Below are 12,880 nucleotides of genomic sequence, written 5' to 3'. Positions count from 1 at the left end.
CCGCGCACGCATCGGTTCCCGCCGGCCTGCCTCACACCACCCGCGCGGCCCCCGCGAACGGCATCGCGTCGACGGGCGCGAGGCGGACCGGCGCCGAGGGGTTCGGGGCGTGGATCATCTGCCCGTTGCCGACGTAGATGCCGACGTGGCTGATGCCGGAGTAGAAGAAGACCAGGTCCCCGGGGACGAGTTCCGCGCGGGAGACGCGGCGGCCCGCACCGATCTGGGCGTAGGTCGTGCGGGGGAGGGAGACCCCGGCGGCCCGGTAGGCGGCCTGGGTCAGGCCCGAGCAGTCGAAGGCGTTCGGACCGGTCGCGCCCCACACATAGGGGCTGCCGAGCTTCTGGTAGGCGTACGCGACGGCCGCGGCGGCGCGGGAGTTCGGCGCCTCGGCGGCAGCCGACAGGCCTTCGCGGGCGCCCGCCGTGCGGGTGGCGCGGTCCGTGCCGGGGGTGAGGCCGGCGCGTTCCCCGGCCGTCAGCCGGGACAGCAGACGGCGTGCCGTCTCCAGCTTGTCGGTGATGGTGGTGCGGTGCCGTTTCAGCTCGTCCTGCCGCGACGACAGCGAGGCCAGCTCGATCCGGGCGGCCCCGCGCAGCTGCTCGACGTCCCGCAGTTCCTTGCGCGCCCGGCCGACGGCGGCCGTCTGCCGGCTGCCCACCCGCTCGACGAACTCGGCGCCCTCCAGAAACCGGTCGGGGTCGGCGGAGAGCGCGAGCTGCAGGGCGGGATCGAGGCCGCCGCTGCGGTACTGCGCCGCCGCGACCGAGCCCAGCGTCTCCCGCGTCGCGTTCAGCCGGTCCTCCTTGCGGGCCACCTCGTCCCGCAGTTCCTCCAGGCGCCGCTCGGCGGCGTCGGCCTTCTCCTTCGCGCCGTTGTACTTCTCGGTGGCGACCTCCGCCTCCTGGTACAGCTTGGCGACCTCGGCCCTGACCTGCGCCGGCGTCGGCTCGGGATCGGCGTGCCCGGTCCCGGCCAGCCCGGCCGCGGTGGCGGCGCCCGCGAGGGTGACCGTGACGGCGGTGCGGGCGGCCGTGCCGCTGCCCGCGGGGCGCCTCCGTGGCCTGCGATGCGCTGCCACCAGGGATCCACGTCCTTCCGTGCCCGTGCGCCGGCCGCTGCTCGGACCGGTCGTCTGCGGAGGGACGCTAGGCCGGTGGGTAACGAGCCGGTGACGGATTGCGCGGAACTGGCGGTACCGGACCGGCGGGCGACCGTAGGTGACCGCGGGCCGGACAGGAGGCCGTCCTCTTCACGCAGGGTGATGACCGAAGTGCCGGATCGGAGTCATGTGGGGACGAGGAGCTGCTATGGGGCGCATATATGCGACCGGGCCCCCTCGGGCCGGGCGGGCCGGTGTCGGAGCGTGTCCGGCCGCTGATTAGGCTCCGGCCTCATGGACGTACTCATCCACCTCTTCGTCGGTCTGCACATCGTCGGCATCGGAGCGCTGCTCGGCGGCTTCCTGACCCAGATGAAGGCGATGGGCCAGGGCACCGCCCGCTTCACCCCGGCCATGCTGCACGGCGCGCTGACGATGCTGGTCACCGGAGCGGTCCTGGTCGGCCTCAACCAGGCCCAGGACCACGCGGTCGACAACGTCAAGATCGGCGTGAAGCTGGCGGTGCTGATCGTGATCCTCGGCCTCGTCTACGTGAAGCGCGACGACGAGAAGGTGGACAAGCCGCTGTTCGGCCTCGTCGGCCTGCTGACCCTGGTGAACATCTTCATCGCCGTGCTGTGGACCTGACGCCCGCGGCCCCCGCCGAAGCGGACCGCAGCCCGGACCGGGCCGAGGCGACCGCCCCGACGGCGACCGCCAGCCACGCGGCCACCGCGATCCACACCAGGGCCTGACCGGGCCCCTCCAGCCACGGGACGTCCACGGCGGCGGCGACGGACAGCGTCGCCGCCGCCGTCATGCCGAGGGGGAAGACGGTCGACCACCGGCGCACGTCGTAGCGGAGGCGGGGCCACACGAGCTCGCCGACGAGCAGGACGACGTACCAGGCGAGGTCGAGCGCCAGCAGGGCGACCGTCGCGTCGTGCAGCACGGCACCGTCGTCGTCGTTCCACAGGTACGTTCCGGTGCCTGCCGCGGCGAGCAGCTTGGCCCCCGCGAGCGCCGAGATGGCGAGCGCGCCGCCCGCGACCCAGTGGTCCCCGGCGCCGCGGGCCACCTGCCGCGGGTCGAAACGGAACAGCGCGATGACGTAGAGCACGAGCCCCAGCCAGAACGGCACCAGCGCCACGTGCGCGAGCCAGGCCGTCGAGGTGGCCGCGGCCAGCGTGGCCCCCAGCACGGCGAGGCCCTCCGTCGCCACGCAGCCCAGGAAGACCGCCCCGGGCATCCGCCGCTCCCAGTGCTGCACGACCACCAGCAGCAGCCCCGGCCACAGCAGAGCGGCCAGTGCCAGCAGCGCCGCCGCCAGGGCCGTCCAGCCGAGCAGCGAGAAACGGGTGCCGAGCACCGTCGTCGCGGCGACGGCCGTCAGCGCGCCCGGCGTCCCCGCCTGCGTCACCCACTTCCCCCGGTCGGACAGCAGCAGGGAGACGAAGTTCACCGCGAGCGCCAGCCACGCGGCGCAGGCGAGCACCAGCGCGATGCGGGACAGCAACTCGTGGTGCGTCAGGTGCAGGCCGACCGACAGGATGCCGGTCGCCATCACCGCGGCCCCGGCCGCCGGCGGACGCTGCGCCCACCAGGCGCGCAGAGGGTGACGAGTGCCGGATGACATGGGTCGATGCTAGAGAGCGCCGCGCGTCAGGCCGGGCGCACCACGCTGTGGATCGACGACTCGCCGTCGTAGTAGACCGACTCCTCGCGGACGTACGCGCCCGGCTTCGGGGCGTGGATCATCATGCCGTTGCCGATGTAGATGCCGACGTGGCTGATGTCGTCGTAGAAGAAGACCAGGTCACCGGGTTGCGCCTGGGAGACGGAGACCGTCGTGCCGGACTCGACCTGGTCGTAGGTGGTGCGCGGGAGCGTCACGCCCGCGGCCTTCCAGGCGGCCTGGGTGAGACCGGAGCAGTCGTAGGAGCCGGGACCCGTGGCGCCCCAGACGTACGGCTTGCCGATCTGGGCGCGGGCGAAGGCGAGCGCCTTCCCGGCCTTGGTACCGTACGAGGGGTCCGGCGCGGAGGAGCCGCTTCCCGTGCCGTCCGAGGCCGAACCGGAGGTGCCGGCGGAGCCGGAGGAACCTGTCGAGGTGTCGTTCTCCTGCTGGGCGGCCTGCTCCTGCCGCTCCCGCTCCCGCGCCTGCTGCCGGGCCAGCTCGGCGGCCTTGCGGGCGGCCTCCTCCTGCTTCTTCTTCTCGATCGCCGCGAGCCGGGCCTTCTCCTCGGCGGTCAGCGTCGACAGCAGCTCGCGCGCGGTGGTGAGCTTCTTCTGGACCGTGGCCTTGGCCTGCTTCAGGTCGTTCTGCGAGTCGGTGAGCGTCTCGAGGCTCTCGGTGGCCTCCCGGCGCTTCTTCATCGTCTCGGACTGCTGGGTGACGTAGTCGTCGACCGCGTCTTTCTGGCGCCCGGTGAGCCGGTTCATCAGCTGGCTCTGGTCGACGTAGTCCTGCGGCGAGTCCGCGAGCAGGAAGGTCGCGGTCGACGGGACCAGGCCGCCCGTGCGGTACTGCGCGGAGGCGTAGGAGCCCAGCTCGTCGCGGGCCTCGTTGAGCTTCTGGGTGCGCTTGGCGACGTCGTCGAGGAGGGTGTCGACGCGCTCGCGCTGCTTCGCGGTCCTCTCCTTCGCCGCGTTGTACTTCTCGGTCGCCGACCCGGCCTGGCGGTAGAGGTCGTCGACCTTCTTCTCGACCTCTTCGAGGGTGGGCCTGTCGTCCGACGGTACGGCGTCGGCCGTCTGGGACAGCAGGGCGACGGAGGTGAGGGCCGCCGTGGCGAGGGCGGGGGTCCGTATGCCTGCTACGCGCGTACCGGTGGGGCGCGACTTGCGGTGCGACGCCAAGGGAGGCGACTCCTTCCGTGCTCCGCCTACCGGGTTAGCTGTCGGGTTCGGGCGGTGGTTCGGAAGGATTGCCCTACGGCGCCGCCCTCGTCGAGGGCGGGTGGCCGATTCACCCCAGGAATTCGGTCGGGTCCCCGGCTCCGGGCGCCGTACGGCACGCCGGACTCGGCGGAGGCCGCGCGGCCCGGCGACGTTCGCCGGAGGGGACGTGCGACCTGTCCGGCACCGTAGCCAACTCGTGCGGTGCCTGGGAAGGTTGCCGGGTGATATGCCCGATACATTTTCGTGACCTTCGGCGCGAGGGTCACTCCGTGTGATAGCGCCTGATCCGAGAGTCCCGATCTCCGCGATGCGGGCCATTTTCCGGGGTGGCAGCCGGTTGTCGGTGGGGCGCCCTAGACTCGGAGAGCGATGAGCAGCCTCTTTGACGACAGCTTCCTGGCGAGCCTCCAGACCCCGCGCGGTCACGAGGAGGAACCTCCGCCGCCGCCCGAGGACGATCACGTGACGGAGCCGGTTCCGCACGATCTGTTCGGCGGGAAGTTCGACGCGCCGCCGGAGCGGGACCCGTACTACCGGGACGGCGCCCCGCGCCCCGTCGTGGACCCGGCCGCGCTCCTGGAGGGGCTCAACGACAACCAGCGCGCCGCCGTCGTGCACTCCGGCTCCCCGCTGCTCATCGTGGCCGGCGCCGGCTCCGGCAAGACCCGGGTGCTCACCCACCGCATCGCCCACCTGCTGGGCGAGCGGGGCGTCCACCCCGGGCAGATCCTCGCGATCACCTTCACCAACAAGGCCGCGGGCGAGATGAAGGAGCGCGTCGAGCAGCTCGTCGGCCCGCGCGCGAACGCGATGTGGGTGATGACCTTCCACAGCGCGTGCGTCCGCATCCTGCGCCGCGAGTCCAAGAGGCTCGGCTTCACGTCGTCGTTCTCGATCTACGACGCCGCCGACTCCAAGCGCCTGATGGCGCTGGTCTGCCGCGACCTGGACCTCGACCCCAAGCGCTTCCCGCCCAAGTCCTTCAGCGCCAAGATCAGCAACCTCAAGAACGAGCTGATCGACGAGGAGGACTTCGCCGCCCAGGCCGCCGACGGCTTCGAGAAGACCCTCGCCCAGGCCTACGCCCTCTACCAGTCGCGGCTGCGCGAGGCCAACGCCCTCGACTTCGACGACCTGATCATGACCACGGTCAACCTGCTCCGCGCCTTCCCGGACGTCGCCGAGCACTACCGCCGCCGCTTCCGGCACGTCCTGGTCGACGAGTACCAGGACACCAACCACGCCCAGTACGCCCTCGTGCGCGAGCTCGTCGGCACCTCGGAGCACCCCGTCGACGTGCCGCCCGAGGCCGAGGTCCCGCCCGCCGAGCTGTGCGTCGTGGGCGACGCCGACCAGTCGATCTACGCCTTCCGCGGCGCCACCATCCGCAACATCCTCCAGTTCGAGGAGGACTACCCGGACGCGACGACGATCCTGCTGGAGCAGAACTACCGCTCCACCCAGACGATCCTGAGCGCGGCCAACGCGGTCATCGAGCGCAACGAGTCCCGCCGCCCCAAGAACCTGTGGACCAACCAGGGCGCGGGTTCGCAGATCACCGGGTACGTCGCCGACACCGAGCACGACGAGGCCCAGTTCGTCGCCGACGAGATAGACCGCCTCACGGACGCGGGCGAGGCCCGGGCCGGTGACGTCGCCGTGTTCTACCGCACCAACGCCCAGTCCCGTGTCTTCGAGGAAGTGTTCATCCGCGTCGGCCTGCCCTACAAGGTCGTCGGCGGCGTCCGCTTCTACGAGCGCAAGGAGGTCCGGGACGTCCTGGCCTACCTGCGCGTGCTGGCCAACCCCGAGGACTCGGTGCCGCTGCGCCGCATCCTCAACGTCCCCAAGCGCGGCATCGGCGACCGCGCCGAGGCGATGATCGACGCGCTCGCCCAGCGGGAGAAGATCAGCTTCCCGCAGGCGCTGCGCCGCGTGGACGAGGCGTACGGCATGGCCGCGCGCTCCGCGAACGCCGTCAAGCGGTTCAACGCGCTCATGGAGGACCTCCGCACGATCGTCGAGTCCGGCGCCGGACCGGCGACCGTGCTGGAGGCCATCCTCGAACGCACCGGCTACCTCGCCGAGTTGCAGTCCTCCACCGACCCGCAGGACGAGACCCGCATCGAGAACCTCCAGGAACTCGCCGCCGTCGCCCTGGAGTTCGAGCAGGAGCGGGCCGAGGCCGAGGGGGAGAGCGCCGGCACGCTGGCCGACTTCCTGGAGCGGGTCGCGCTGGTCGCCGACTCCGACCAGATCCCCGACGAGGAGGACGGCGACGGCGTCGTCACCCTGATGACCCTGCACACCGCCAAGGGCCTGGAGTTCCCGGTCGTCTTCCTCACCGGCATGGAGGACGGCGTCTTCCCGCACATGCGCGCCCTCGGCCAGGCCAAGGAGCTGGAGGAGGAGCGCCGCCTGGCCTACGTCGGCATCACGCGTGCGCGGGAGCGGCTCTACCTGACCCGGTCCACGCTGCGCAGCGCCTGGGGGCAGCCGTCGTACAACCCGCCCTCGCGCTTCCTCGAGGAGATCCCGGCACCCCACCTGGAGTGGAAGCGCACCGGTGCCAACGGGCCCGCGCCCTCCGCGCCGGTCTCGGGAGTGGCGGCCTCGCTGTCGTCGTCCCGGTCCCGCTCCTCGGCGTCGGGTGCTTCCGGCTTCGCCACGCGCCGGTCCGCCTCCGAGAAGCCGACGGTCTCGCTCGCGGTCGGCGACCGTGTCACGCACGACCAGTTCGGGCTCGGCACGGTGGTCGGGGTCAAGGGCACCGGGGGGAACGCGGAGGCGACGATCGACTTCGGGGACACCAAGCCGAAGCGGCTGCTGCTGCGGTACGCGCCGGTGGAGAAGCTCTGAGCAGGTGCCGAGAGCGCTCAGCGGGTGAGCCCCGTCGGTGGACGGGGCTCACGGCGGGCTACTGAGACGTTACTCCGTCACTGCGGGTCGAGACCGTGGCTGCGCAGCCACGGGAGCGGGTCGATCGCCCCTCCACCGGACGGCCGCACCTCGAAGTGCAGGTGTGGTCCGGTCGAGTTCCCCGTGTCGCCGGAGAGCGCGATCGGGTCGCCGGCCTTGACCTTCGCGCCGTAGGGAACCTGGTAACTGGAGAGGTGGCAGTACCAGGTCTCCGTGCCGTCCTTCGCGGTCAGGATCAGCATGTTCCCGTACGCGACGTTGTACTGCGTACGCACCGTGCCGTCGGTCACCGCCATCACCTTCGTGCCGTACGTCACGGGGAAGTCGATGCCGGTGTGGGCGGACATCCAGTTGATGCCGGCCTGGCCGTAGTAGGCGCTGAGCCCGTGCTGTTCGACCGGGAGCGCGAACTTGGGGCGCAGCCGCTCCTTGCGGGCCGCTTCCTGCGCCGCCCGCTTCTTCTCCGCCGCCTGCTCGGCCTTGAGGTCGATGCGCTCCTGCGTCCGGCTGGCCCGGTCGGCGAAGTCGTCGGCGCCGGCGGAGAGGCTCGCGAGCTGCGTGTCCAGCTTGTTGTTGGCGGTGGACGGCTTCACCGGCGCGGCGCCCGTGTCGGCCGCGTCCGCCGCCGTGGTCTCCTTGCCGTCCTCGCCGCTCAGACCGCCGACGGAGGCCGCGGCGATGCCGGCGACGCTCATCACGCAGGCCGAGGGGACGGCGATGGTCATCAGTGCCGAGCGCTTGGCCGGCTGGCGCCGGCGGGAACGCGACCCGCCCCGCGAGGCGGTGCGCGCGGCCGGGATCCGGGGGGCCGGGACGACCTCTTCCTGCTCCTCCAGCAGAGGGGCCACGGCGGGGAGTTCGCCGGTGGCGGTCAACCCGTCGTCGCGCGGGGCGGGTTCCTCGGCCGGGGCCGGAGGGGTGTCGGTCGCGGAGTCCTGCGCCGCGGTGTCCTGCGCCGAGCCGTCCGAGTTCCACTGCGTGGCGTCGTAGGCGCCGGTGTCGAAGGTGCCGGTGCCGAAGGCCACGGCTTCGAAGGCCCCTGTATCGAAGGTGCCGGTCTCGAAGGCCGCTGGTGCGAACGTCCCCGTGGTGAAGGTCTGGGTGCCCCAGTCCCACTGCTGGGTCCCGTCGGCGGGATCGCCGGACTGGTCGGGCTGGGCCCAGGCGGCCGTGTCCCACTGGCCCGTCGCTTCGACGCTCGTCGCCTGCGCCGGCACCATGACGGGCTGCTGACCGGCTGCCGTCCACGTGGTCGTGTCATAGGCGCCGGTGTCGTAGGCGGCGTGGTGCTGGGCCGCGTAGGCGTCGTGGTGCAGCGTCTGGTGGCTGCCGGTGGCCCACTGGGTGGAGTCGTACGTTCCGGTGGCGGCGTAGGCGCCCGTGGTGTCGTACGAGCCGGTGGTGTCGTAGCCGCCCGTGTTCTGGTCCGGGAGGCTGCCGAAGAGCGGATCCGCGGCGAAGGTCGCCGTGGCGTGGGGTCCGGTGGCAAAACCGGTGGCGTCGTAGCCGCCGTACGTGGTGAGGTCGCCGTACTGGGCTTCACCGGTGCCGTACGGCGCGTAGTGCGCCGGGTCGGCGTCGGAAGCCGAGGCCGGGGTGGTCATGCCCCCCGACGGGTGACGGTCGTTCACCAACTTCTCTTTCGCCTCGACAACAGGGCTGCCAGAGCAGTGCGGCGACTGTACCCGGCGGTATGCGGGCGCGACAATCTTCTGCAGGTTTCGCTCCCGCAGGAAACGGGCAATCGGCCGTGTTTTGGGGGACGGCGGGCGCGAGTTTGGCTTTGTGTTCGACGTTTGTTCGACTTTGACCTGGGTGTGTCGCGGTGATCGCGGCCGTGGTGAGCGCCTCGGCGGGGGCTTCGGAGGCCGTTTCGGCGGCCGATCGGGTGAGTGTTCCGCCCTCAGGCGACGGTGAGTCCGCCCGAACGGCTGTCGGCCGCCGTGCCCGCATCCGGCCCGGGCGTGTCGAGCGCCTGCCGGATCCCGGTGGCCACGGCGGGGTGCACGGGCAGGGCCAGGTGGCCGATGCCGCTCACCCGGACGTTCTGGACGGTCAGGTCGGGGTGGTCGAGACAGGCCGTCTCCAGCGGGTCCATCACGCGGTCCAGGTCGCTCCAGAAGCTGACGAACTGGGTGCGGCAGCCGGGCGCAGGCAGCGCCAGCTCCTCGATCACCGCCGAACCGGGGCGCATCTGGCGCACGATCGGGTGGGCGTTCGCCAGGGGTACCACCCGGGTGCCCGCGTGCGGGGTACCGAGCGTCACGAGCGTCCGGACGCGCAGATCACCGCCGAGGCGCTGCACGTAGTACCGGGCGATCAGCCCGCCGAGGCTGTGCCCGACGACGTCCACGCGGTCACTGCCCGTGCGCTCGCAGATCTCCTCGATGTGCCGGCCGAGCAGCTCGGCGGCACAGCGGATGTCGCAGGTCAGCGGTGAGTAGTTCAGCGACTCGATCTGTTGCCTGCCGTGCTGGGCCAGGCTGCGGCGCAGGAGGAGGAAGACCGAGCGGTTGTCGATGAAACCGTGCAGCAGGACGACCGGGGGGCTGGTGGGGCCCGGCAGCTGTGCGGTGGGCGCGGTGGAGGACTTCGGGTCCCGGGAGACCGCACGGGACGGCCCGGGGACGCACCGGCGCTCCTGGACGATGCCGGAGGGGTAGAGGAGGAGATGCCCGGCGAGGATCGCGGCCTCCAGGACCGTCGCCTTCAGGAGGGCCGTGGAGAGCCCCGTCACCCTGCCGGGAAGCCCGGCAAGGCCGGAGAGGCCCGAAAAGCCGGTCAGCGCAGACATTCCCGGGAGTCCTGGGAGCCCCGGCAGGGCGGTGAGCGCCGGGATCGCCGGGAGTGCGGGCAGAAATCGCTGACAGAACGGGGGAAGGGGCAGTGCTGCCGTCGTGACCTTCATGGGCCGACCTCCTGTCGGCACGCGGAGGAACGCCTCTGTCCCCGTGTGCCCTCGTGGAGAGCCGTGACACCAGTGATGGGTGGTGTTTGCGAGGTTTACGTAACCAGTGTGCCAGTGCGGTGGGCTCTGTGCCCTCCGGTGCCGTTGGATACGGCGACGAGGCCTGCGGCTGCCCCGTCCCGTCCTGCCCTCGCTGCGGCTCTCCGTGCGCGTGTTCACTCCGCGGTCCCTGCGGCGGTGCGCGGCGAACATGTCCCACCGTGTGATTTCCCCCTCTGTCTCCACCACGAAACTGCCGGTTGCGGGATGCTGGCGATAACGTTCGTTCACTTCCCCCGGACGGCATGGTGCGGGGTGTCTGTACCGCAATGGCGCACTTCGCGCACTTGGTGCGGAAATGTGCGACCCCTGCGCACCGTGCTCCTGTGTACGGGCACGGGTGATGTGTGCGGTACTTGTCGGTACGGATGGATGTAGTCGCTTCATGGAGGCAGTGATGGGTGTGGCAGCCGGTCCGATCCGCGTGGTGGTGGCCAAGCCGGGGCTCGACGGCCACGATCGCGGGGCCAAGGTGATCGCGCGGGCCCTGCGCGACGCCGGTATGGAGGTCATCTACACCGGCCTCCACCAGACACCCGAGCAGATCGTGGACACCGCGATCCAGGAGGACGCCGACGCGATCGGGTTGTCCATCCTCTCCGGTGCGCACAACACGCTCTTCGCCGCCGTGATCGACCTGCTCCGGGAGCGGGACGCGGCGGACATCCTGGTCTTCGGCGGCGGGATCATCCCCGAGGCGGACATCGCCCCGCTGAAGGAGAAGGGCGTCGCGGAGATCTTCACCCCCGGCGCGACGACGGCGTCGATCGTGGACTGGGTACGGGCGAACGTGCGGGAACCGGCGGAGGCGTAACCGCTCCGCTCGGCCGGCCGGGTACGGTCCCCGGCGCACGTCCCCCGAGAGTGGCGCACAGGGGCGTGCGGCGTGCGCCGGAGTGACGGCACGTCGGGTGACGGGACCGAGCGTCTGCGTCCCCCCCTCGGGCCGTAGTGCCGCACGCCCCGCCTCCGACCGTGGCGCCGTCAGGTGCGCCGGGCCGTGCTCCTGGCTCGCGGGCCGCGTGGTGCGGGCGGAGGTGCCGGGCCGCGCGCCCCATTTCGGGCTTCGGTGCCGTCGGGTGTGCCGGACGGCGCGAGCCCCGGCTTGCGGGCCGCGGCGTCGGTCGACGCACCTGACTGCGCACATCGCCCCGGGCGGGGCGCCCGCGTACGTCTTCGGCGCCGCCTGCGTCGCCGGGCCGAGGCGGACGGACGCCCGCCGTCGGGCCGTGTGCTGTCCTCTGCGCCCGTGGCACCGTCGGGTATGCCCGACCGTGTGTCCCGTGCGGCTGTACCGGCCCGGCTTCAGTGCCGCGCTCCCCTAGACCGCCCCCAACTCCTCGGTCATCGCCGCGCGCAGCCGCAGCGTCGTGACCAGGCGCTGGAATGCCTCCGCCCAGTACCCGCCCGCCCCCGGCGACGCGTCCTCCGGTTCGTCCGGTATCGCCAGCAGTCCGTCCAGCCGGCCCGCCTCACAGGGGTCGAGGCAGCGCTCGGCCAGGCCCATGACGCCGCTGAAGCTCCAGGGGTAACTCCCGGCGTCCCGAGCGATGTTCAGCGCGTCGACCACCGCGCGTCCGAGCGGCGGAGCCCACGGCACCCCGCACATGCCGAGCAGCTGGAACGCCTCGGACAGACCGTGCGTCGCGATGAACCCGGCGACCCACTCGGCCCGTTCGCCCCCGCTGAGCGTGCCGAGCAGCTTGGCCCGCTCGGCCAGCGACACCGCGCCGGGGCCGCCGGCCTCCGGCGCCGTAGGCGCTCCCAGCAGCGCCCGCGCCCACGCGGCGTCCCGCTGCCGTACCGCCGCCCGGCACCACGCCGCGTGCAGTTCGCCCTGCCAGTCGTCCGTCACGGGCAGCGCGACGATCTCCTCCGGTGTACGCCCGCCCAGCCGGGCCGGCCAGGCCCCGAGCGGTGCCGCCTCCACCAACTGGCCGAACCACCAGGACCGTTCACCCCGCCCCGCGGGCGGCTTGGGCACGACCCCGTCCCGCTCCATGCCCGCGTCGCACTCGTGCGGCGCCTCCACGGTGATCGCCGGCCGGTCCGTGGTGCGGTCCAGCGACACGCACGTCAGGGCGCGCGCCGCCATCCGCGCGGCCAGTGCCGATTCCGGCAGCGCCGACAGCAGCTCCGCCGCCGTCGCCCGCACGTTGCGGCTGCGGTCGGCCAGCGCCTGCTCCAGGAACGGCTCGTCCGCCGGCGCCAGCCCCGTCCGCAGGGAGTCGAGGAACATCAGCCGGTCCTCGGCCCGCTCCGTCGCCCAGGTGGACACCAGCAGGTCGCGGGCGGCGGCCGGATCGCGGGAGCGCAGGGACGCGAGCAGGGCGACGCGCTCGGCGAACAGGCCCTCCTGCCACAGCTGCCGGATCCGCTCCGTCGCCTCGGGGCCGGGCAGCGCGGTGCCGCCGCCCGGCGTCGCGCGCAGGGCGAACCGCCAGTCCGGATTCAGCCGGGCCAGCCACAGGGCGCGCGGCCCCGCGAAGGCCAGCGCCGCCGGGCGCAGGTCCGTGCGCCCCCGGGCCGCGTCCAGCAGGGCCGGAAGCGCCTCGGGCGGCGCCGCGAAACCGCGGGCGTTCGCCGTCGCCAGCCACTGGGGCAGCAGCTCCATCAGATCGGGTGCCGTGCCTCTGCGCCCGCCGCCCGCCGTTCCGGGGCGGTCGGTGAGGAGCATCGTGAGCCGGCGGGCGGCCGCGGCCGGCAGCGGCGGACGGTCGTCGTCGGGGGCCGGCTCCGGACGCCGGGCCGCACGGGCCGGGGAAAGTCCGGCGCGTCTGCGGACGGTTTCCACGGCCGCGGCGTCCAGCAGCGCCGCCGGTGCGTCCCGGCCGGGCTCACTGCCCCGGGGGGTGCGCCGCTGCGTGCCGAGCAGCGCCGAGGTGACGAGGTCCTCCCAGGCGCCCGGCAGGGGCGCCTCCGGAGCGGGCGTCCGGGTCATGCGGTTCCCT

The 12,880-nt window shown here is 72.6% G+C and carries 9 protein-coding genes and 1 riboswitch; of the genes, 3 read left to right on the top strand and 6 right to left on the bottom strand.

The annotated features are described in order from the left end of the window. Positions 1–31 precede the first annotated feature (31 nt). Positions 32–1,081 carry a C40 family peptidase gene (locus ACIRG6_RS12420; RefSeq protein ID WP_403322374.1) on the bottom strand — a complete coding sequence of 350 codons (1,050 nt, stop codon included), beginning with the start codon at positions 1,079–1,081 and terminating at the stop codon, positions 32–34. Positions 1,082–1,396: 315 nt separating this feature from the next. Between ACIRG6_RS12420 and ACIRG6_RS12415 the strand changes: the two genes are divergently transcribed. Then, a complete protein-coding gene (locus ACIRG6_RS12415) occupies positions 1,397–1,750 on the top strand; it encodes a hypothetical protein (RefSeq protein WP_318214098.1) in 354 nt (117 codons plus the stop codon). Here ACIRG6_RS12415 and ACIRG6_RS12410 read toward each other — a convergent pair. Further along, entirely contained in the window at positions 1,728–2,738 is a 1,011-nt protein-coding gene (locus ACIRG6_RS12410) for a tellurite resistance/C4-dicarboxylate transporter family protein (RefSeq protein WP_364676506.1), read from the bottom strand. The genes ACIRG6_RS12415 and ACIRG6_RS12410 overlap by 23 nt on opposite strands. A gap of 26 nt (positions 2,739–2,764) precedes the next feature. Next, entirely contained in the window at positions 2,765–3,961 is a 1,197-nt protein-coding gene (locus ACIRG6_RS12405) for a C40 family peptidase (RefSeq protein WP_403322371.1), read from the bottom strand. An 8-nt stretch (positions 3,962–3,969) separates the two neighbouring features. Then, a riboswitch (cyclic di-AMP (ydaO/yuaA leader) is annotated at positions 3,970–4,142 on the bottom strand. A gap of 230 nt (positions 4,143–4,372) precedes the next feature. Between ACIRG6_RS12405 and pcrA the strand changes: the two genes are divergently transcribed. Then, positions 4,373–6,862, top strand: coding sequence for a DNA helicase PcrA (gene pcrA, locus ACIRG6_RS12400; protein ID WP_403322368.1), 2,490 nt, complete (start codon positions 4,373–4,375; stop codon positions 6,860–6,862). A 77-nt stretch (positions 6,863–6,939) separates the two neighbouring features. On the opposite strand, the gene ACIRG6_RS12395 is transcribed toward pcrA, so the two are convergent. Further along, positions 6,940–8,553 (bottom strand): peptidoglycan DD-metalloendopeptidase family protein, encoded by a 1,614-nt coding sequence (locus tag ACIRG6_RS12395; protein WP_403322366.1) that lies wholly within the window; start codon positions 8,551–8,553, stop codon positions 6,940–6,942. A gap of 272 nt (positions 8,554–8,825) precedes the next feature. Continuing rightward, positions 8,826–9,830 (bottom strand): esterase/lipase family protein, encoded by a 1,005-nt coding sequence (locus ACIRG6_RS12390; RefSeq protein WP_434092333.1) that lies wholly within the window; start codon positions 9,828–9,830, stop codon positions 8,826–8,828. 496 nt (positions 9,831–10,326) lie between these two features. Between ACIRG6_RS12390 and ACIRG6_RS12385 the strand changes: the two genes are divergently transcribed. Next, entirely contained in the window at positions 10,327–10,743 is a 417-nt protein-coding gene (locus ACIRG6_RS12385) for a cobalamin B12-binding domain-containing protein (RefSeq protein WP_189229072.1), read from the top strand. A gap of 507 nt (positions 10,744–11,250) precedes the next feature. On the opposite strand, the gene ACIRG6_RS12380 is transcribed toward ACIRG6_RS12385, so the two are convergent. Next, entirely contained in the window at positions 11,251–12,870 is a 1,620-nt protein-coding gene (locus ACIRG6_RS12380; RefSeq protein ID WP_364676519.1) for a DUF5691 domain-containing protein, read from the bottom strand. Positions 12,871–12,880: the final 10 nt, after the last annotated feature.

The sequence above is a fragment of the Streptomyces flaveolus genome (assembly GCF_044765825.1).
GTDB classification, from domain to species: Bacteria; Actinomycetota; Actinomycetes; order Streptomycetales; family Streptomycetaceae; genus Streptomyces; species Streptomyces flaveolus.
The sequence above is the reverse complement of the archived record's forward strand: the minus strand, read 5'-3'. Positions and strand labels throughout refer to the sequence as shown.